The sequence below is a fragment of the Candidatus Koribacter versatilis Ellin345 genome (assembly GCF_000014005.1).
GTDB lineage: Bacteria > Acidobacteriota > Terriglobia > Terriglobales > Acidobacteriaceae > Korobacter > Korobacter versatilis_A.
On sequence record NC_008009.1, the window covers coordinates 3463900 to 3481647 of the forward strand.

The window sequence follows — 17748 nt, forward strand, 5'->3', positions numbered from 1 at the left end:
CTACTTGTACTCCCACTCGCGGATGTCGGTGAAGTGGCCAGTAATGGCGGCTGCTGCGGCCATGGCGGGACTGACGAGGTGGGTGCGGCCACCGCGGCCCTGGCGACCTTCAAAGTTGCGATTGCTGGTGGAAGCGCAGCGCTGACCCGGCGAAAGTATGTCGGGATTCATGCCGAGACACATCGAGCATCCAGACTCACGCCATTCGAATCCGGCGTCGCGAAATACGCGGTCGAGTCCCTCTTCTTCCGCTTTCGCCTTAATGCGCTGAGAGCCGGGCACGACCATCGCGTGAACAGTTGCAGCGACGTGGTAGCCGCTAACCACCTTCGCGGCGGCGCGAAGATCTTCGATGCGCGAGTTGGTGCAGGAGCCAATGAAGACGCGGTCAACCGCGATCTGGGCGACGGGAGTACCGGGCTTGAGATCCATGTATGTGAGCGCCCGTTCATACGACTGGCGCTGCGCGTCGTCGGAAGTGGCCTTGGGATCGGGGACATTTGCACCCACGGAGACCACCATTCCTGGATTCGTGCCCCAGGTGACTTGCGGCTGCAGGTCGGCGGCGTTGATGTGAATTTCGCGATCGAACTTCGCGCCTTCGTCGGTGTTGAGCGCCGCCCACTCGGCCACGCCGGTATCCCACTCGGCGCCCTTCGGCGCATATTGACGGTTGCGAATATACGCAAACGTTATTTCGTCCGGGCCAATCAGCCCGGCGCGCGCTCCGCCTTCGATCGACATATTGCAAAGCGTCATGCGCGCTTCCATCGAAAGGGCGCGAATGGCTGTGCCACAGTACTCGATGACATGGCCGGTGGCGCCGTCGGTACCGAGTTTGCCGATGATGCCGAGCGCGAGATCCTTTGCAGTCACGCCTTCCGGCAACGTACCGGAGACTTCAATCTTCATGGTCTTGGGCTTACGCTGCGGCAAGCACTGCGTGGCGAGTACATGCTCGACTTCCGAGGTGCCGATGCCGAAGGCGAACGCGCCGAATGCGCCGTGAGTGCTGGTGTGGCTGTCACCACAAACGATCGTCATGCCCGGCAACGTGAGCCCAAGTTCGGGGCCGATAACGTGGACAATGCCCTGCTCTTCCGAGGTGAGATCGAAGAGCGGCACGCCGAACGCGGCGCAATTCGTGCGCAGAGCGTCGATCTGTCTGGCGGCGACGTCATCTTTAATCACCAGGCGCGGTGACGTGGTGGGAACGTTGTGGTCTACCGTGGCGAACGTGAGGTCGGTGCGACGAACTTTTCGTCCGGCGGCGCGGAGACCGTCGAACGCCTGCGGTGAGGTGACTTCGTGAACGTAATGACGATCGATATAGAGGATCGGGGGCTGATCGTCAGGCACGCACACGACGTGCGTGGACCAAATCTTTTCGAAGAGCGTACGAGGACCGGACATCAACTCACTCTAAAGAAGCGTCCCCGGCGCATGGCCGGGGAGTGATTTATACCGCGTGGTAGGCGTAATGGCTGATTGCCATGTCGGCGCACTGGCGCTCGATGGCGGAGCCCACTTCCGCGGTCGTATTGAACTTGCGCGCGGAGGGAACAAGATCCTTCGTTCGATAGCCGTCGAGGAGAACCGCGTTCACGGCGGATTCGATCAATCGCGCATCCTGCTCAAGTTTCGCGGTGTGGCGCAGCAGCATGGCGACTGAGTTGATCGCGCCGACCGGGTTGGCTATTCCCTTGCCTGCGATGTCGGGTGCGGAGCCATGGACCGGTTCGTAAAGATCGACCTCGCCGCCGATGGTGGCAGAGGCAAGCAATCCGAGCGAGCCGCCGATGACGGCAGCTTCATCGCTGAGGATATCGCCAAAGAGATTTTCGGTAAGTACGACGTCGAAGGCGGTGGGCGCCTGGATGAGGCGCATCGCGAAGGAGTCCACGTAGGCGTGTTCGAGCTTTACGTCGGAATATTGCTTCGCGACTTCGGTCACCACTAAGCGCCAGAGCTGCGAGCATTCGAGAACGTTGGCTTTATCAACCGACGTCACCTTCTTACGGCGATTGCGCGCTTGCTGGAAGGCGATATGTGCGACGCGCTCGATTTCATAGCGCGAGTACGACATGGTGTTCGTCGCAGTGTCATCTTTAATTCCGCGGGGCTCGCCGAAGTAGAGGCCGCCGAGGAGTTCGCGAACGATCATGACATCCGCGCCGAAGACGAGTTCCTGCTTGATGGGCGACGAGTCGGATAGAGCGGCATACGCTTGCACCGGGCGCAGGTTCGCGAAGCCGCCGAGCGCCTGGCGCAACGCGAGAAGGCCGGTCTCGGGCTTCTTGTCGCGTGGCATCGAGTCGAACTCGGGATGGCCGACTGCGCCGAGTAGGACAGCATCGGACTCGAGGCAGGTGTGGAGCGTCTTTTCCGGGAGAGGGCTGCCGTGTTTCCGGATGGCGACGCCGCCAACTTCAGCCTCGGTGAACTGGAACTCGTATCCGTTGACGTTAGCGATGGCACGCAGGACACGAACAGCCTCGGCCGTAACCTCTGGGCCGACGCCGTCGCCTCCAAGCACAGCAATTTTGAGTTTCATAATCCCTTAACTGTTTAGCTCGCGGCAGCGTTCGCCGAAGCGACGCCTGCGCGGGTTGGTTCAATCATGTCTGGCATGCAGCCACGTGCAATTTCTTCGCGGATGATGCGCAGCAAGTGTGAATCTTCTACTACCTTTACCTGATCTGCAACATCGACGAAGCGACGATAGACGTTGTCGAGGTCGCGGCGGGTAAAGCGATAGCCGAGCTCTTCGCAGCGGTGATTCAAGGCGCTGCGCCCGGAGTGCTTGCCGAGAACCAGCTTGCTATCGGGCACACCAACCGATCTCGGCGTCATGATCTCGTAAGTCAGCGGGTTCTTCAACATGCCGTCCTGGTGAATACCGGCTTCGTGAGCGAAGGCGTTGCGGCCTACGATGGCCTTGTTCGCCTGAACGTCTGCCCCGGTGATCTCCTGCAGCATCGCGCTGGCGGGATAGAGATGTTCGGAATGGATCGCGGTTTCGACGGGGAAGACATCCGCGCGGACCTTAATTGCCATCGTGACTTCTTCGAGCGAAGCATTGCCGGCACGTTCGCCGATGCCGTTGATGGTGCACTCGATCTGGCGCGCACCAGCTTCGACGGCTGCCAGCGAGTTCGCGACGGCGAGGCCAAGATCGTTGTGGCAATGGCAGGAAAGGACGATATCGTCGCGATTAATGCGATTGCGGACGGCGGTAAACATGCGGGCAATGTCGGACGGAACTGTGAAGCCGACGGTATCGGGCAGGTTCAAGGTGGTGGCGCCGGCTTCGACGACTGCTTCGCACACCGCGCAGAGAAACTCGAGATCGCTGCGGGTCGCATCTTCGGGAGAGAACTCAACGTCCGGACAGAGCGAGCGGGCAAAGCGAACCTGTTCGAAGGCCTGAGCGATGCATTGTTCGCGCGTCATGCGGAGCTTGTACTTGAGATGGATGTCGCTGGTGGCAAGGAACACATGGATACGCGGACGGGCAGCATGCTCCAGTGCGTGCCAAGCGCGTTCGATGTCCTTGGCATTGGCGCGGGCGAGGCCGGCGATCTTGGGCCGGCGGATCTCCTGCGCGATCATGCGCACGGATTCAAAATCGCCCTCGGAGGAGATGGGGAATCCAGCTTCGATAACGTCCACGCCGAGCCGATCGAGCTGCCGCGCCATGCGCAGCTTCTCCATCGGATTCATGCTGCAGCCGGGTGACTGCTCGCCGTCGCGGAGCGTGGTGTCGAAAATTGTGATTCTCGATCGGTCCATTCGTCCTCCTGGGTCCCAGAAACGGGCACGGCCCGCGGACGGGTCGTAGGAAAAGAGTAGCGACGGGGCACTTGATAACTCAAGTTTATAATTTTAATGATTTGCATTAGAATATCTTATCCATAAGTTTTGCAAGCGGTTACGAGGGAGAAGCATAAGTGGACTTATTTCAGCTTGAAACCTTCCTTACGGTGGCGCGAGAGGGCAGTTTCTCGAAGGCCGCCAAAAAGCTCTACCGCACCCAGCCGGCGATTAGCCAGACTATCCGGAAGCTGGAAGAGGAGATTGGCGAAGGATTGTTCGACCGATCGTCGCGGGAAGGGATCCTCACCGACGCCGGTAAAGTGTTGGAGGAGTATGCACAAAAGCTCCTCAACCTGCGAACTGAGGCGCTTTCGGCGGTGGGGGAGCTACGGCAGTTAGAGCGTGGCCGACTAAGCATTGGGGCGAACGAGGTGACGTGTCTTTATTTATTGCCAATGCTGGATAAATATCGGGACCGGTGCCCGATGGTGTCGATCGCGGTGCAGCGGACGATGGCGAGTCTGGTGCCGGAGGAGTTGCTGAACCGGAGCATCGAGCTCGGGCTGGTGACGTACAAAATTGATCAACCTGAGCTGAAGTCGGTCGTTATCTACCGAGACGAGCTGATTTTCGTAATGCACCCTTCGCATCCGCTGGCATCGGCTGGGATGCTCAATATCAATCAACTGGGGGCCGAGGTGTTCGTCGCGCACAATGTGCCATCGCCATATCGCGCGAAGGTGATTGATACGTTCAAACATAAGAACGTTCCCTTACACATGCATGTCGAGCTGCCGACGGTGGAAGCGATCAAGAAGTTTGTGGCGCGGGAGCGCGGGCTGGCGTTGCTGCCGGGGATCTCGGTAGAGGATGAGATTGCGCGGGGAGAGCTGGCAAGTGCGCGGGTGAAGGAGTTGGCGTTCGAGCGCAAGGTACGAATTGCGTATCGCCGGAACTCGGTGCTGTCGCATGCATCGCGGGCGTTTCTGGATGTCGCCGAGAGCTTTGCCAAACAGAAGGGCGGGCGTTACCTTTTCCAGCCGGAACGATGATCCCGAAGACACCTAAAGTGCCTCCCTTGCCTGCCGATAGCAATGGCAGGACGGTTAAACATGGATGCGATCCGGGCGCTGATCATTGATGACTCTTCGGTGATGCGAAAAATCGTGGAGCGGTCCCTGCGGCAGGCCGGAGTGGCATTGTCGCAGGTGATGGAGGCGGGTAACGGCGCCGAGGCCCTCAACCTACTTCGTTCCAACCCAGTCGATTTAATTCTCAGCGATATCAATATGCCCGTGATGGACGGGCTGGAGTTCGTGCGCCGATTGAAGGCGGAGGGACTGGCTGCGAACGCGCCGGTCGTGATGATCACGACGGAAGGCAGCGAGTCGCAGGTGGTACAAGCGGTTTCCTCGGGCGCTCGCGGCTATATTCGCAAGCCGTTTACCGCCGACCAGGTGAAAGAGCACGTCATCGCAATCTTGAACAAGTAGTGCAGGGGGCCGAGATGCAAGCTGTAGTGACTATTGCCGATTGGGCGGTGCTGTTGGAGGAATCCACGCGAGAAGTGTTTGGCATGATGCTGGGATGCGAGATCGAATCGCAAGGTGGAGACAGCCACAGCACGAGTTCAACGGATCCCGAATTTGTTGCGACGACGCAGGAGCCGGTGCTGCAGATGCTGTTCCGAACCGATGCCCATAATAGCAGCGGGTGCTCCGAGGTGACGGCGGTGGTTGGGATTGCCGGAGAGGTCTGCGGCGTTTTGAATTTTGCGTGTGACAGCTGCGCCGCGCGCAAGATCGCGGCGCGGATGTTGGGGATCGATGAGGCGGAGGCTGGAGATCAGCAGTTCGATGCGATTGGTGAGATCTGCAACATGATCGCGGGAAATTTCAAGTCGAAGCTTCCGGGAATCGGGGAGAAGTGCATGCTGTCAGTCCCGACGATCGTGGTGGGGTCGAATTACCGGCTGCGAGCGTTGTCGGGCAAACGTCGGTTGGAGTATCGGTGTCTGTTCGAAAGCGCGCCGTTGCGGGTGGCCTTGGAGGTCCAGCAATAGGCGGGGAGCTGTTGCCCACAATGAGTCTTTCCTAATCTGATTGGCCGCTCTTCTGCACTGCTCTCCGGCATGGACACCGGCTCCTACGTAGCGTGTGCGGGACTGGTAGCGAGGTCGCAGCAACTCGATCTGGCCGCGCAGGATTTAGCGAACATAAACACTTCCGGCTACCGATCGCAACGATCAGCGTTCCGCGCGGTGTTGGCGAAGTCTGCGGGTGCAAACCTAACCGGCTGGTCCGCAGCAGTGAACAACTTCGGTACATTGGGCGAGACACGACTCTCGCGCACGCCCGGCAATCTCGAAAAAACTGGGAATCCGCTCGATCTAGGGCTGGAGGGCGATGGCTTTTTTGTGGTGCAGACGCCTGCGGGCCCACGCTACACGCGACGCGGAAACTTCCAGATTTCATCGGCTGGAGCGCTAGAGACGAGCGACGGCTATCCCGTTCAAGGCTCGCTGGGAACGGTTCGGGTACCGAACGGCGAATTGGCGATCAGCGCAGACGGGACGCTTTCGGTGGATGGCGCCATTGCCGGCAAGTTAAAGGTTGTGCAATTCGCGCCATCGACACAGCTCCAAGCTGAAAGTGGTTCGTACTATTCCGCGCCCGCAGGGAGGGAGAGTCCGGCGGCTAACACTAGTGTGCGTCAGGGGATGATCGAGTCGTCGAATGTAAACGCGATCGCGAGTTCCATCCAGCTGGTCACACTCCAGCGGACGGCAGAGATGCTGCAACGCGCACTTACGACGTTCCACTCGGAGTTCGACCGTACCGCTGTTGAGGACCTGCCAAAGGTCTAGGGGAGAAGAAATGTTTCGCGCACTTTATACCGCAGCCACGGGAATGACGGCGCAGCAACTGAACCTGGACAATATCGCGAACAACTTGTCGAATGCTAGCACCGCGGGCTTCCGGGCACGCCGGTTGCAATTTCAGGATTTGATGTACCAGAACATGGTGGTTCCGGGATCGGCAGCAACCCAGCAAACCACGGTCGCGAGCGGGTTACAGGTTGGATTAGGCACGCGGCCAACTGCTTCGGAGACACTGCAGACCCAAGGCGAGTTCGAGTCCACCGGCAATCCGCTGGATATTGCAATACAAGGACAGGGGTTCTTCCAGGTGCTGTTGCCGGACGGCACCACGGGTTACACCCGTTCCGGACAATTTCATCTCGATGCGCAGGGCAACGTGGTGACCTCGGACGGAAATCAATTGCAGCCGTCGCTCACGATTCCCGCTGACGCACAGACCATCAGCATAGGCGCCGACGGCACGGTGACGGTAACGCAACCGGGCCAGACCCAGGCGCAGCAGGTCGGCAGTATTCAGGTCGCGTCCTTCGCAAATCCCGGGGGGCTGAACAGCATCGGGAAAAATCTCTTCCTGGCGACCACGGCGTCGGGCGATCCGACGATCGGCACGCCGGGCGGCGCGGAGGGCGCCGGGACGTTGCAACAGGGCGTGCTGGAGCAGGCCAACGTAAGCGTGGTGGATGAATTTATCCAAATGATATTGGCGCAACGCTCTTATGAAGCGAACTCGAAAGTTGTAACGGCAGCGAATGAGATGCTGCAAAACCTCAACACCATGGCACGTTGAGACGACGACATCATGGGCCCCTTGAAAGTGTTTTTGTTCTGCGTTATCGCGATTCTCTCCTCCCGACTCGGGCTGGCCACTACAGCCAACGACGGACTGTACGAAATTCCTAAGAGCCGAGTCTGCGCGGCAATTCAAGTTGGCAACGCCGATTGTCATGATGTGGAGTTGTTGTCGACTCCGCTCTCACGGGAATCCGAGCCCATCCTGAACTGGAATATCGAAAGAAATTCCGGCGGTGCCGGAGTGTTGCGGATCGAGTGCGCCAACTTTGCGTGCGTGCCTTTCCTTGTGGTCTTTCGCGGCCACCCGAGACCACAGAACATTGGAAACCCGTCGCGTTCGCTCACCCATCAACCCAGGCCCGCACCGGTGGTCCACGCCGGCAATCGCCTGACGCTGATTCGCCAGGGAAATGGAGTTCGACTGACAACCACAGTGGTGAGCCTCTCCGCGGGAAGGGTTGGCGAGTCTATCCACGTGCGTGAGTACAGAAGCTCGCGCTCCATCAATTCGGTTGTGGTGGACGCACATACCGTAACGGCTGACTACTGAAATGGGGATGACGATGTCGATGAGGAAAATCAAATACGCAGGAGTCCCATTCGCCTTCGCGCTCTGGTTGCTGATTCTCGGGGCCGTAGTATCGCAGGCACACGCCGAAAAACGCGAAAAGGATAAGAATCCCCTTCAGCGCTACATGGCAACCTTGCCAGCGCAGGAAACCGGAGCGCTTCCGGCAAAAACTACAGGAAGTTTGTGGACGGACGAATCCCCTCTGTTCATGATCGCGAACGATTTGAAAGCGCGACGAGTGCATGACATCGTGACGATTGCGGTTTCCGAGTCCACCCTCGCGCAAGCGACGGGTGACGTGACTTCGCAGCGAGACTATGCGGGAAACAGTGCAATCACCGCGCTGGGCGGCCACGTCAGCACTGGGGGCGTGAACCCTCTGTTCGCGGCTTCGTCTTCCACTTCGCTCAAAGGCAAGGGAGCCTCGAACAGCCAGTCCACCTTGCGCACCACGCTGGCCGCAGAGGTCGTTGCGGTCATGACAAACGGGAACATGGTGGTGGAGGCGCGCCGTTCGGTAAAGATGAACAACGAGTTGCGCACGGTGATCCTGCGCGGAGTGGTTCGTCCGGGGGATATCTCTCCTTCGAACGTGGTCAGTTCCGCCGCGTTGGCAAACCTCGAGATCGAGATGAAAGGTAAAGGCGTGGTCAGCGACGGTACGCGTCCGAACAACCTCGGGATCCGCTGGCTCTGGAAGGTATTGGGGTTCTGAAATGAGACTGCTTGCGCTCGTTCTGCTCCTGCTGCGGCTCGGGATTCCCGCGATGATAGGCGCTCAAGAAGCGCCGCGGATGGTAACAATCCGGGACATCACGACGATCGAAGGAGTTCGGGAAAATCCTCTGATCGGATATGGGATGGTGGTCGGTCTGAACGGGACAGGGGACCGCACCCAGACCTTCTTCACTACGCAGACCCTCAGTGGGATCTTGCAACGCATGGGGGTGCAGGTGCCATCGGGCTCGATGCGAGTGAACAACGTGGCGTCGGTGATGGTGACCGCGGTCCTGCCGCCATTCGCGGTACATGGCGGCCGGATCGATGTAACCGTCTCGTCGATTGGAGATGCGAAGAGCCTCGACGGCGGAATGTTGCTGTTGACGCCGCTCTATGGCGCGGACGGCCAAGTGTACGCCGCAGCGCAAGGAGCGTTGGCGATCGGCGGCTATTCGGCTTCATCGAATGGGAACTCCAAACAAAGCAATCATCCCACAGTGGGAAGAATTCCCGAAGGTGGAGTGATTGAGAAAGACCTCTCGGTGGGACTGGAGAAGCTGAGTTCTGTTTCTCTTCTGCTACGCGATCCGGAATTCGCGACGGCGACGAGCATCGCGGCGGAGGTGAATCGATCGCTTGCGAGTCCTGTAGCGAGAGCAGTAGATGCGCGCCGCGTGGTTGTAGGGGTACGTCCGGAAACATCGGTACCGGAACTGCTCGCGAAGATCCAGTCCCTTGAGATTCCGCTGCGGGAGCGATCGAGAATCATTGTGAACGAGCGTACGGGAACCATTGTGATGGGAGCCAAGGTTCAGCTTAGCGCGGTGGCGGTGCTACACGGGAACCTTTCGGTCGAGATCACCAGCTCGATGGCGGTTTCACAGCCCGCACCGTTGTCCAATGGCAGCACAGTTCGCGGTACAGAGACGAACCTTGAGGCGCGCGAAGCGCCGGTGAAGTTGCTGGAGTTGAAAGAAGGTGCGACGGTAGCGCAACTGGTCGAGGGATTGCAGAAAATTGGTGCTACCGCGCGTGATGTGGTCTCAATCTTGCAAGCAATGAAAGCGGCCGGTGCGCTCCAGGCCGAGGTGGAGGTTCTCTGATGACGGGGATTACGGTGGGGAGCCAGTCTATGGATCCGGCATCGCTGGTGAATAGGAGTCTCCCTAAACGACCGACGCAGGATATAGCGAAGGCCAGCACGGAGTTCGAAGCGATTCTGCTCGACCAGGTGCTGGGGAAGCTGCGTGAAACATTTTCAATGCGAGATGGGTCAGAGAGCGATCCAGGATCGAGCACGCTGAGCGGCGTGGCGGAGCAATCGTTGTGCAAGGCCTTGGCATCGCGGGGCGGAGTTGGATTGGCTGCAATGATTCGGAGATCGATTTCGGAAAAATAAGGTAAAGGTCGCGGCCGCCTTGCCGATATCTCTGAAGAAGGGAGCGCGATACGAGAGTTAAAAGCCTCTCATATTGCGTGACGACACGAGGTTCACGATGAAGGTAGATATTGGGAATGTTTGGAACGCGGTGGATGCGGTGCAGCAGTCGTCAGCCGATTCGGTTCGGAACCCCGGTCGTGAACGGGACAACCGGATAGGAGAGGATGACGCGCATCTTTCGCAAATTGCGGTTCTGGCCGGGACTTTGCACCAGAGCTTGGACGGTGTATCGGAAACCCGCCAGGCACGCGTGGACGAACTCAGGCAGAAGGTACAACAAGGGAGCTACCAGGTTTCTTCGGAACAGATCGCCAACGCGTTGCGCGATGATCTCGCAGGGATGGACCGTATTTACAAGGGCCGCCGGTGAACGGACTGGAAGCGGGACCACCGGAAGCGACGATGGATGCTTTCCTGGCGGAACTCCGCGCAACGAACTTAGCGATCGTCAGGTTCGATGGCGCGAGCTTTGCCGAACACGCCGAGAACGAGATCAGACTGGCAAATCTGATCTCTTCGTATTCCCACTTTGCGGAACTGCTCGCGAGGAACGCGACAAACCTTCGGCAACTCACCAGAACACGGAAGATTCTGCTTCGCCAGACAAAGCGGACGGTGGCTGCTCTGTCGGGACTTCTGCAAACCACTCGCGAAACCTACGAAGTGTCACTCTTGCCGCACGGCTAGGATTTTATGGCGTCACTCTCAGGAACACTTTCGATTGCAACCCGGGCGATGCTGGCGGAACAAGGAGCCATGCAGGCGACGACGAACAACATCGCCAATGTCAACACTCCGGGGTACTCGCGCCAGATTCCGATTTTTTCGGCCGTCGATCCAGTTGTGTCCGGCTCAACGACCTACGGCAATGGAGTCGAACTCAGGGGGTACCAAAGCTTACGCAACCGGGTGCTAAATCTTAGGATCGCGGAAGAGCAGCAGAACCAAAGCGCGCTGCAGAGTTACGTCTCCTCGATGGACCAAGTGCAGGTGGCGTTCAGTGACGCGAGCGGAGGGATTGGCGGTGCTCTCAGCGCATTCTTTAACAGCATCTCGCAATTGTCGACGCAGCCGGATAGCACTACCCTGCGACAGAGTGTCCTGTCCTCTGCAAATACTCTAGTCAACGCGTTTCATACTGACGCAAGTTCGTTGAGTTCCATGCAACAAGGGCTCGACCTGGAGGTCAAGGACCAGGTAAACGAGGTCAATCGGCTCACCGTCCAGATCGCATCGCTTAACGGTCGCATTTCCGCGATGCAGAAGCTGCATCAGGACCCGGGAACACTGAGCGATCAGCTCGACCAATCGGTTTCCGAACTCTCCAATCTGCTGGATGTCTCCGTAACCCAAACCGAAGACGGTATCAGCCTGACGACCGCGAACGGCGTAGCGCTGGTGGTGGGCGACAAGAGCTTCGGCCTTACGACGGCGGCAGATCCGGACACTGGCCTTTCGCGAGTGCAGGCCGGCGAGATCGATCTTACGGCGCTGTTGCAGAAAGGCAGCCTCGGAGGTGTCCTTCGAGTTCGCGACGAAGAAGTTCCTAGCATCCAATCGCAGCTGGATAAACTTGCTGCCGGGCTCTCGACGGCAATGAACGCGGTTCACCAAACCGGCTTCGACCTCAATGGGAATCCGGGAGGCCTGCTTTTCTCTGCGCCGCCCAGTGATGGTAAGAATGCAGCTGCTCTGATCAGCCTTGCCATCAGTGACCCCGCACAACTCGCGATGAGCGGCAATGGGGCTGCGGGAGACAACACCGTCGCCAATGAGCTATTGCAGATCAAAAACCAAGCTGTTGTAGGCAATGCGACGCCGATCGATGCCTATTCGCAGATCGTGTTCAATGTCGGCAGCGACATTTCCGATGCCCAAGCAGGGCTCGATACCAGCACTTCCCTGCTCCAGCAACTGCAGGACCAGCGCGGGGCTTTGAGCGGTGTTTCGCTTGATGAAGAGACTGCCAATCTGCTCCAGTTCCAGCGTGGATTTGAAGCCGCGGCCCACCTTGTGAGCGTAGTCGACGAGATGATGCAGACAGTGATCGCGATGGGAGTTACACAATGAGAGTCAATCCTAATCAGTGGTCCAACATTCTCGATACTCTAAATCGCCTGACAGAGGGCGAAAACAACGCGATTCGAGAAGTCTCCACCGGAAACCGCTTGAGCGCGCCTTCGGATGATCCATCGGCAATGACGCTTCTGATTCGCAACCGGGCGTCGCAAAGTGATTGCGACCGCTACGTACAGAACATTGGCTCCATCAGCGCTTCTCTGCAAAATGCCGACTCTGCGTTATCTAACGTGACCACCTCGCTGAATCGTGCAATCACCCTGGGACTTGAGGGCACAGGTGGAACGCTTTCCAATGCGAATCGAAGTGCGATCGCCGATGAGGTGAGCCAGATTCGAGACCAGGTTCTGGCGCTGGCAAATACCACCTTCAACGGGAGTTATGCGTTTGGCGGAGCCTCCACAAAGACAACTCCGTTTGTGCTCGATTCAACCTCTGTTTCCGGCGTGCGTTATCAGGGAGACTCGACGGTAGAACAAGTTCCCATTGGAGATGGATCGATGGTCGCCGCAAATAAGCCGGGAGATGCTCTGTTTCTAAATCCAGCGGGGAGCGTTTTTGGAGCGTTGCAGGGGATGATTTCAGCGCTGCGGTCCGGAAGCGGCATCGATACCGCGACGACTACGCTTCGCTCGGCGTTCGATCAGTTCTCGTCAGAGAGGGTCTCCTACGGCTCGACAATTTCACGACTTCAGGCCGATTCAAATTTCCAGTCCAGCTCGAAGGTGCAATTGCAGACCGAGGAGAACAGCCTGACGGGCGTGGATATGGCCCAGGCCATCAGTGAGTTGACCCAGGCGGAAACCGCGCGGAACGCCGCGCTGTCAGCGGCCGCACGGATCGGGCAAAACTCGCTGCTCGACTACTTGCGCTGATCCCTGTAACCCTGCATCGAAAGAATGACCAGATCCACTCGACGGTTCTGGGCCCGCCCCTCCGCGGTATCGTTTGGGCCGACGGGATGAAATTCGGCATACCCGCCGGCTGACAGGTCCCCCGGATTTATTCCGTACTCCTGGATCAGTCGCTTCACGATACCGGTCGCTCGCGCGGTCGAAAGCTCCCAGTTGGAAGCATATTGCGCCGTGTGGATCGGCATGGGATCAGTGTGCCCCTCAACTCGAACTGTGCACTGCTTCTCGCGCAAAATGCTCGCGATTCGGCCAAAGGCGGAGATAGACGATGGCCGTAGCTTCGCGGATCCGCTATCAAAGAACCCGATTTCCTGCAGACTGATCACCAGACCATCCGAAGTGGTGCGAAGGGTGACATCGCTTCGAGTAAGCTCTTCTGGAATCGCGGCTTGCAGTTCGCCGCGTAGAGTTTGCACCTGAGCGGCTGTGACTCTGCGCTGGCTGCCGATGTCGAGGGTTTCGTGAGAACGATCGGCGAGTGAACTCGAAGCGCGAATCTCGGGAGTGATCGGCGCGACCCGACTGGTATTGCCTGGCGGGTTGGAGGTACCCAATCCAAGTTGTTCGAACGCTTGCTCGATTGCGCTGGAAATTTTTGCGGCGCGTTTCTGGTCAGTTTGCGAGGAGGCATAGAGGACTACGAAGAAGGCAAACAGGAGGGTAATGAAATCAGCATAAGAAACCAGCCAGCGCTCGTTGTTCGCACGAGTTCTACGCTGTCGAGTGGGACGGGCCTTCATGCCGCTTCAACTTTCTGCCCACGGTCAACGTAAGTGGAGAGCCGAGTTTCCAACATCCTGGGATTCATTCCTTCGAGCAAGGCGATCACGCCTTCGACCGCCATTTCCCTCTGTAATTGCGCTTCTCGTACGCGGATTCGCAACTTGCCGGCAGCCGGCAAGAAGAAGATATTTGCAGCCGCGACACCATAAATGGTCGCCACAAAGGCGACGGCAATACCACGTCCAACCTCGTCAATGTTCTGCAGGTGTTGCATCACCTGGATCAATCCGAGCACGGCACCAATAATGCCGATGGTTGGTGAATAGCCTCCGGCAGCTTCAAATACCTGCGGGGTTCGCTCATCTTTCTCGGCCTCCTGGTCGAGTTCCAATTCCATCATTTTGCGCAGTTCGCCCGGAGCGGTGCCATCCACTGCCAGCATGAGAGCTCTCTTAAGGAATGAATCGTTGATGGTATCGAGGTCTGAGTCGAGTGAGACGATTCCCTGCTTCCGCGCTTTGTAGGCAAAGCGGACGAGTTCGTCGAGCATCTCTTCCCGCTGGTTCGAGGACACCCGGAAAATCGTGATCGTCGCCCGCGCGGCGGCGAGGAACTGGTGAAAGGGAAACTGGACCATTACCGCACCGAGAGTCCCGCCGAAGACAATTAATGCGGCCGTAGGCTGCAGGATCTGCGAAATTTTTCCACCTTCGATCAACAGCCCGGCAACGATTCCTACGACAGCTGCGAGGACCCCGCCGAACGTGCCCTTATCCACCACGTGTCTCCTGTTGCCTCAAGCATGATTCGCGGACGATGCCACCGCGAATTGAGCGCGAAAAGGTCGTCCGGGCGAATGCACCTCGACCACCCGTTCGAGGACGTCTTTGTACGCTTCGCGAACGACAAGTTTTTCACCGGTAATGAGCGTGATGGTTGTATCTGGGGCCGGTTCGATCCATTGAATGAGGTCCACGTTGATCGCGATGGGATGATTGTTCAGGCGCGTTAGTTCAAGCATCGGTATGTGCTCCAGGCGGCATGTTTCAGTAATCGGCTATGCGACGGCTAGCTTCAGAGAATCTCTACTAAAGAAATGAATGGCATCGCCGATGTCTCATATGAACACCAATTCGGCACCGTCAAGCGTAAGACGACGATCGTCGCACTCGATGGGCGGGGCTGGAGCAAAGGAGCACGACCATGTCACTCAGCATCCTGAACAATATTCCGTCCTTGGCGGCACAGAACCAGTTGTCCATAACGAACAGCAGCCTGCAAAAGACACTGATTCAGCTCTCCTCCGGGCAACGCATCAATTCTGGTGCGGACGATGCGGCTGGCCTCTCGATTGCCGACGGACTCAATGCGAACATCGCTGCGCTGACACAGTCTGCACGCAATGCCACGGACGGCGTGGGCAAGCTCCAGGTTGCCGATGGTGCGCTTTCGCAAGTGACGACCCTGTTGAACCGCGCGGTGACCCTGGCAACCGAATCTGCCAACGGAACGCTTAACGGTGACGGCGGCTCGCAGCGTACCGCACTGCAAACCGAGTTCGCGTCAATCAAGGCCGAAATCGACCGCATTGGCCAGAACACCACGTTCAACGGAACAGCAGTATTTGCGGCCGGCACTTCGAACGATCCGAACGTATTGATGGGCGCTACCACGGGCAAGGCGCTTACCGACACTATGACCACGGGCGACTCGCTGAAGATCACTGCTGGCGGCAACTCGTTCACGTATTCCTACACCTCGGGCGACACAGTGCAGAGCCTGCTCAATCAAGTCAACGCGAGTAACCTCGGTGTGACGGCGAGTTTGAGCAGTGGCCAGCTCAAACTGGTTGACCAGAAGGGCCGCGGCGATATCGCGATCGATTCCAGCTCGACGGCTACCGAGTTTGGCGGCTTCACGAATGCTGCCGGCACGGGCTCGAACGTCTTCTCCGTGTACCTGGGCGACGGTACGAGCTCGGGAGCAAGCCATATCGACGTGACTCTGAGCGCCTTCAGTTCGAGCAACCTGAACGGTACGAGTCTCACCAGTGACAGCCTTTCAACCGCAGCGGGCGCGAAGGCAGCGTTGACTGACATCAACGCAGCGATTTCGTCGGTGGCGGCACTACGCGGCAGCATCGGCGCGGGCATCAATCGTCTCCAGGCCGCGACCAACGTCATCAACAACCAGACCCAGAACCTGACGACCGCAGAGGATGGCGTGCGCTCGGCGGATGTGGGTCAGTCGGTTGCGAACCTCACGAAGTACAACATCCTGACCTCGACCGGCATTTCGGCCCTGGCCCAGGCGAACCAGATGCAGCAGTCCGTCTTGAAGCTGTTGCAGTAAGAGTGATGTGGTTCTCCGGAGCAGGATCTCTCCTGCTCCGGAGAAATCTGACTCTCAAGAAACATTAGAAACCGTGGCCTCAAACCTGCTTGTAACCGCTCTACGGAGACATACGCGATGACGATCACGCTCGATACCACCTCGCTTTACAGTGGGAAGGGCTTTGACGTTCAGAGCATGGTCAACCAGATCCTGAACGCACAACGTACCCAAGAAGACCAGTGGAAGAGCCAACAGACCCTAGTCCAGAACCAAACTTCCGCGTTGACTGCGATCCAAAGTGAGATTGGGACCTTTTACACAGCCTCAACAAACCTTACAGACTTCAATGGGGTACTCGGGGCCAAGATCGCAAGTTCCTCCGACACTGGAGCCCTGGTCGCGACTGCGGACTCCTACGCCACCACCGGCAAGCATGTGCTTGCCGTGGAACAACTCGCGACAACCGGCTCTGCATACTCGACGGCAATCGCCTCCGGAGATTCGCTCGACTCAGGCTGTTTCGATCTGACGGTCGGCTCCACGACCAAGACGGTGACCTTGGGCGACGACAATTCCACACTCTCCGATGTTGCTGACGCTATTAACAAGCTCGGTATGGGAGTCACGGCGGCAGTCCAGACTGATGCGGCGGGATCTCGGTTGACCATCGTAAGCAACACGTCGGGCTCTGCGGGAGCGTTGAGCATTAGTGGTGGAACATCGCAACTTAGCTTCAATGTGACGAAGGGACAGAATGCAATCGTTGACGTAGATGGGGTCCCGTACGAGTCAGCCAGCAATACAGTGGATGGTGCGATTTCCGGGGTGACGCTTAATCTCGCCACCGCGAATCCGGACAAGCAGGTCACGCTCTCGGTCTCGCAGGACGCAACCCAGGTGGCGCAAGCCATTGGTGATTGGGTCGATTCGTACAACGCACTTGTGAAGTCAGTCAATACGCAGTTTTCCTACAACTCCACAACGAACAGAGCGGGAGCACTTTCCGGCGACAGTTCCCTGCGCCTGCTGCAAGATTCCCTGCTCCACTTGGCCCCGTTCTCTATGGACGGCAACGGCGACTACGGCACGTTGCGTTCGATCGGGATTGACATGGAAGACGATGGAACGCTCTCGGTCGACAGCACGACATTGAACGATGCCCTTGCGAACCATTTTTCTAACTTGACTTCATTCTTCCAGGGAGAAAACAGCTTCGGAACAACGCTGAGCAGTGCGGCGCAGATGCTCGAAAGCCCGACCGTTGGCCCGATTTCGCTCGATTTGCAGACCCTGCGACAGACGAACCAGGACCTGACTAACGAAATCTCAGATTTCGAAACTCGGCTCGCTTCGCAGCAGCAGACGCTGCTTTTGCAGTACTCGCAGATCAACGCTGCCCTGCAGGAGCTCCCCTCTTTGCAAAACCAGATTTCGCAGATGCTGGATTCCACCAGCATCTCTTCAACGAGTAAATGAG

The 17748-nt window shown here is 58.1% G+C and carries 21 protein-coding genes; 15 read left to right on the forward strand and 6 right to left on the reverse strand.

Features of this window, described 5'->3' with window-relative positions; all coding sequences use genetic code 11:
- Genes leuC through ACID345_RS15050 form a run of 3 tightly spaced genes read right to left on the reverse strand, consistent with a single transcriptional unit; the run spans window position 1 to window position 3792 of the window.
- Window positions 1-1413 (reverse strand): 3-isopropylmalate dehydratase large subunit, encoded by a 1413-nt coding sequence (gene leuC, locus ACID345_RS15040; protein WP_011523718.1) that lies wholly within the window; start codon window positions 1411-1413, stop codon window positions 1-3.
- Between the two features lie 46 nt (window positions 1414-1459).
- Window positions 1460-2554 carry a 3-isopropylmalate dehydrogenase gene (leuB, locus tag ACID345_RS15045; protein WP_011523719.1) on the reverse strand — a complete coding sequence of 365 codons (1095 nt, stop codon included), beginning with the start codon at window positions 2552-2554 and terminating at the stop codon, window positions 1460-1462.
- A gap of 14 nt (window positions 2555-2568) precedes the next feature.
- Window positions 2569-3792, reverse strand: a complete 1224-nt coding sequence (locus tag ACID345_RS15050) for a 2-isopropylmalate synthase (protein WP_011523720.1) — start codon at window positions 3790-3792, stop codon at window positions 2569-2571.
- Window positions 3793-3950: 158 nt separating this feature from the next.
- Between ACID345_RS15050 and ACID345_RS15055 the strand changes: the two genes are divergently transcribed.
- The 13 genes from ACID345_RS15055 to flgL all read left to right on the forward strand — a co-directional run bounded on the left by ACID345_RS15055 (window position 3951) and on the right by flgL (window position 13175).
- Window positions 3951-4868, forward strand: coding sequence for a LysR family transcriptional regulator (locus tag ACID345_RS15055; protein WP_011523721.1), 918 nt, complete (start codon window positions 3951-3953; stop codon window positions 4866-4868).
- A gap of 42 nt (window positions 4869-4910) precedes the next feature.
- Entirely contained in the window at window positions 4911-5309 is a 399-nt protein-coding gene (locus ACID345_RS15060; RefSeq protein ID WP_228370655.1) for a response regulator, read from the forward strand.
- A gap of 14 nt (window positions 5310-5323) precedes the next feature.
- Window positions 5324-5878: a chemotaxis protein CheX gene (locus tag ACID345_RS25650; protein WP_011523723.1), complete on the forward strand. Its 555-nt coding sequence runs from the start codon at window positions 5324-5326 to the stop codon at window positions 5876-5878.
- 69 nt (window positions 5879-5947) lie between these two features.
- The gene (flgF, locus tag ACID345_RS15070) at window positions 5948-6682 is read left to right on the forward strand and encodes a flagellar basal-body rod protein FlgF (RefSeq protein WP_011523724.1); all 735 of its coding nucleotides are present in this window, start codon (window positions 5948-5950) and stop codon (window positions 6680-6682) included.
- A 10-nt stretch (window positions 6683-6692) separates the two neighbouring features.
- Window positions 6693-7484: a flagellar basal-body rod protein FlgG gene (flgG, locus tag ACID345_RS15075; RefSeq protein ID WP_011523725.1), complete on the forward strand. Its 792-nt coding sequence runs from the start codon at window positions 6693-6695 to the stop codon at window positions 7482-7484.
- Between the two features lie 12 nt (window positions 7485-7496).
- Entirely contained in the window at window positions 7497-8039 is a 543-nt protein-coding gene (locus ACID345_RS15080) for a flagella basal body P-ring formation protein FlgA (protein ID WP_011523726.1), read from the forward strand.
- A 19-nt stretch (window positions 8040-8058) separates the two neighbouring features.
- Entirely contained in the window at window positions 8059-8775 is a 717-nt protein-coding gene (locus ACID345_RS15085) for a flagellar basal body L-ring protein FlgH (protein ID WP_187148834.1), read from the forward strand.
- A gap of 1 nt (window position 8776) precedes the next feature.
- The gene (locus tag ACID345_RS15090; protein WP_148210130.1) at window positions 8777-9883 is read left to right on the forward strand and encodes a flagellar basal body P-ring protein FlgI; all 1107 of its coding nucleotides are present in this window, start codon (window positions 8777-8779) and stop codon (window positions 9881-9883) included.
- Entirely contained in the window at window positions 9883-10179 is a 297-nt protein-coding gene (locus ACID345_RS15095; RefSeq protein ID WP_011523729.1) for a hypothetical protein, read from the forward strand. The genes ACID345_RS15090 and ACID345_RS15095 overlap by 1 nt, the downstream gene beginning before the upstream one ends.
- A gap of 97 nt (window positions 10180-10276) precedes the next feature.
- Entirely contained in the window at window positions 10277-10591 is a 315-nt protein-coding gene (gene flgM / locus ACID345_RS15100; protein WP_041855754.1) for a flagellar biosynthesis anti-sigma factor FlgM, read from the forward strand.
- Window positions 10588-10908, forward strand: a complete 321-nt coding sequence (locus ACID345_RS15105) for a hypothetical protein (protein WP_011523731.1) — start codon at window positions 10588-10590, stop codon at window positions 10906-10908. Before flgM ends, ACID345_RS15105 begins: the two co-directional genes overlap by 4 nt.
- Window positions 10909-10914: 6 nt before the next feature.
- Complete coding sequence (flgK, locus tag ACID345_RS15110) at window positions 10915-12291, forward strand: flagellar hook-associated protein FlgK (protein WP_011523732.1); 1377 nt, start codon at window positions 10915-10917, stop codon at window positions 12289-12291.
- Window positions 12288-13175 carry a flagellar hook-associated protein FlgL gene (flgL, locus tag ACID345_RS15115; RefSeq protein ID WP_011523733.1) on the forward strand — a complete coding sequence of 296 codons (888 nt, stop codon included), beginning with the start codon at window positions 12288-12290 and terminating at the stop codon, window positions 13173-13175. Before flgK ends, flgL begins: the two co-directional genes overlap by 4 nt.
- Here the strand turns inward: flgL and ACID345_RS15120 are convergent.
- Genes ACID345_RS15120 through ACID345_RS15130 form a run of 3 tightly spaced genes read right to left on the reverse strand, consistent with a single transcriptional unit; the run spans window position 13163 to window position 14958 of the window.
- Window positions 13163-13954: a flagellar motor protein MotB gene (locus ACID345_RS15120; protein WP_011523734.1), complete on the reverse strand. Its 792-nt coding sequence runs from the start codon at window positions 13952-13954 to the stop codon at window positions 13163-13165. The genes flgL and ACID345_RS15120 overlap by 13 nt on opposite strands.
- Window positions 13951-14715 carry a flagellar motor protein gene (locus tag ACID345_RS15125; RefSeq protein WP_041855757.1) on the reverse strand — a complete coding sequence of 255 codons (765 nt, stop codon included), beginning with the start codon at window positions 14713-14715 and terminating at the stop codon, window positions 13951-13953. The genes ACID345_RS15120 and ACID345_RS15125 overlap by 4 nt, the downstream gene beginning before the upstream one ends.
- An 18-nt stretch (window positions 14716-14733) precedes the next feature.
- Window positions 14734-14958, reverse strand: coding sequence for a flagellar FlbD family protein (locus ACID345_RS15130; protein ID WP_011523736.1), 225 nt, complete (start codon window positions 14956-14958; stop codon window positions 14734-14736).
- A gap of 182 nt (window positions 14959-15140) precedes the next feature.
- Here ACID345_RS15130 and ACID345_RS15135 point away from each other — a divergent pair, with 182 nt between their 5' ends.
- Together ACID345_RS15135 and fliD are read left to right on the forward strand one after the other, a co-directional pair.
- Window positions 15141-16289 (forward strand): flagellin, encoded by a 1149-nt coding sequence (locus ACID345_RS15135; RefSeq protein ID WP_011523737.1) that lies wholly within the window; start codon window positions 15141-15143, stop codon window positions 16287-16289.
- A gap of 117 nt (window positions 16290-16406) precedes the next feature.
- Window positions 16407-17747 carry a flagellar filament capping protein FliD gene (gene fliD / locus ACID345_RS15140; RefSeq protein WP_011523738.1) on the forward strand — a complete coding sequence of 447 codons (1341 nt, stop codon included), beginning with the start codon at window positions 16407-16409 and terminating at the stop codon, window positions 17745-17747.
- Window position 17748 lies beyond the last annotated feature (1 nt).

Bases quoted from the DNA above. Each gene is read 5' to 3' on its own strand.
- leuC (WP_011523718.1), bottom strand. From the start codon at position 1,413: ATGTCCGGTCCTCGTACGCTCTTCGAAAAGATTTGGTCCACGCACGTC.
- leuB (WP_011523719.1), bottom strand. From the start codon at position 2,554: ATGAAACTCAAAATTGCTGTGCTTGGAGGCGACGGCGTCGGCCCAGAG.
- ACID345_RS15050 (WP_011523720.1), bottom strand. From the start codon at position 3,792: ATGGACCGATCGAGAATCACAATTTTCGACACCACGCTCCGCGACGGC.
- ACID345_RS15060 (WP_228370655.1), top strand. From the start codon at position 4,911: ATGGCAGGACGGTTAAACATGGATGCGATCCGGGCGCTGATCATTGAT.
- ACID345_RS25650 (WP_011523723.1), top strand. From the start codon at position 5,324: ATGCAAGCTGTAGTGACTATTGCCGATTGGGCGGTGCTGTTGGAGGAA.
- flgF (WP_011523724.1), top strand. From the start codon at position 5,948: ATGGACACCGGCTCCTACGTAGCGTGTGCGGGACTGGTAGCGAGGTCG.
- flgG (WP_011523725.1), top strand. From the start codon at position 6,693: ATGTTTCGCGCACTTTATACCGCAGCCACGGGAATGACGGCGCAGCAA.
- ACID345_RS15080 (WP_011523726.1), top strand. From the start codon at position 7,497: ATGGGCCCCTTGAAAGTGTTTTTGTTCTGCGTTATCGCGATTCTCTCC.
- ACID345_RS15085 (WP_187148834.1), top strand. From the start codon at position 8,059: ATGAGGAAAATCAAATACGCAGGAGTCCCATTCGCCTTCGCGCTCTGG.
- ACID345_RS15090 (WP_148210130.1), top strand. From the start codon at position 8,777: ATGAGACTGCTTGCGCTCGTTCTGCTCCTGCTGCGGCTCGGGATTCCC.
- ACID345_RS15095 (WP_011523729.1), top strand. From the start codon at position 9,883: ATGACGGGGATTACGGTGGGGAGCCAGTCTATGGATCCGGCATCGCTG.
- flgM (WP_041855754.1), top strand. From the start codon at position 10,277: ATGAAGGTAGATATTGGGAATGTTTGGAACGCGGTGGATGCGGTGCAG.
- flgK (WP_011523732.1), top strand. From the start codon at position 10,915: ATGGCGTCACTCTCAGGAACACTTTCGATTGCAACCCGGGCGATGCTG.
- flgL (WP_011523733.1), top strand. From the start codon at position 12,288: ATGAGAGTCAATCCTAATCAGTGGTCCAACATTCTCGATACTCTAAAT.
- ACID345_RS15120 (WP_011523734.1), bottom strand. From the start codon at position 13,954: ATGAAGGCCCGTCCCACTCGACAGCGTAGAACTCGTGCGAACAACGAG.
- ACID345_RS15130 (WP_011523736.1), bottom strand. From the start codon at position 14,958: ATGCTTGAACTAACGCGCCTGAACAATCATCCCATCGCGATCAACGTG.
- ACID345_RS15135 (WP_011523737.1), top strand. From the start codon at position 15,141: ATGTCACTCAGCATCCTGAACAATATTCCGTCCTTGGCGGCACAGAAC.
- fliD (WP_011523738.1), top strand. From the start codon at position 16,407: ATGACGATCACGCTCGATACCACCTCGCTTTACAGTGGGAAGGGCTTT.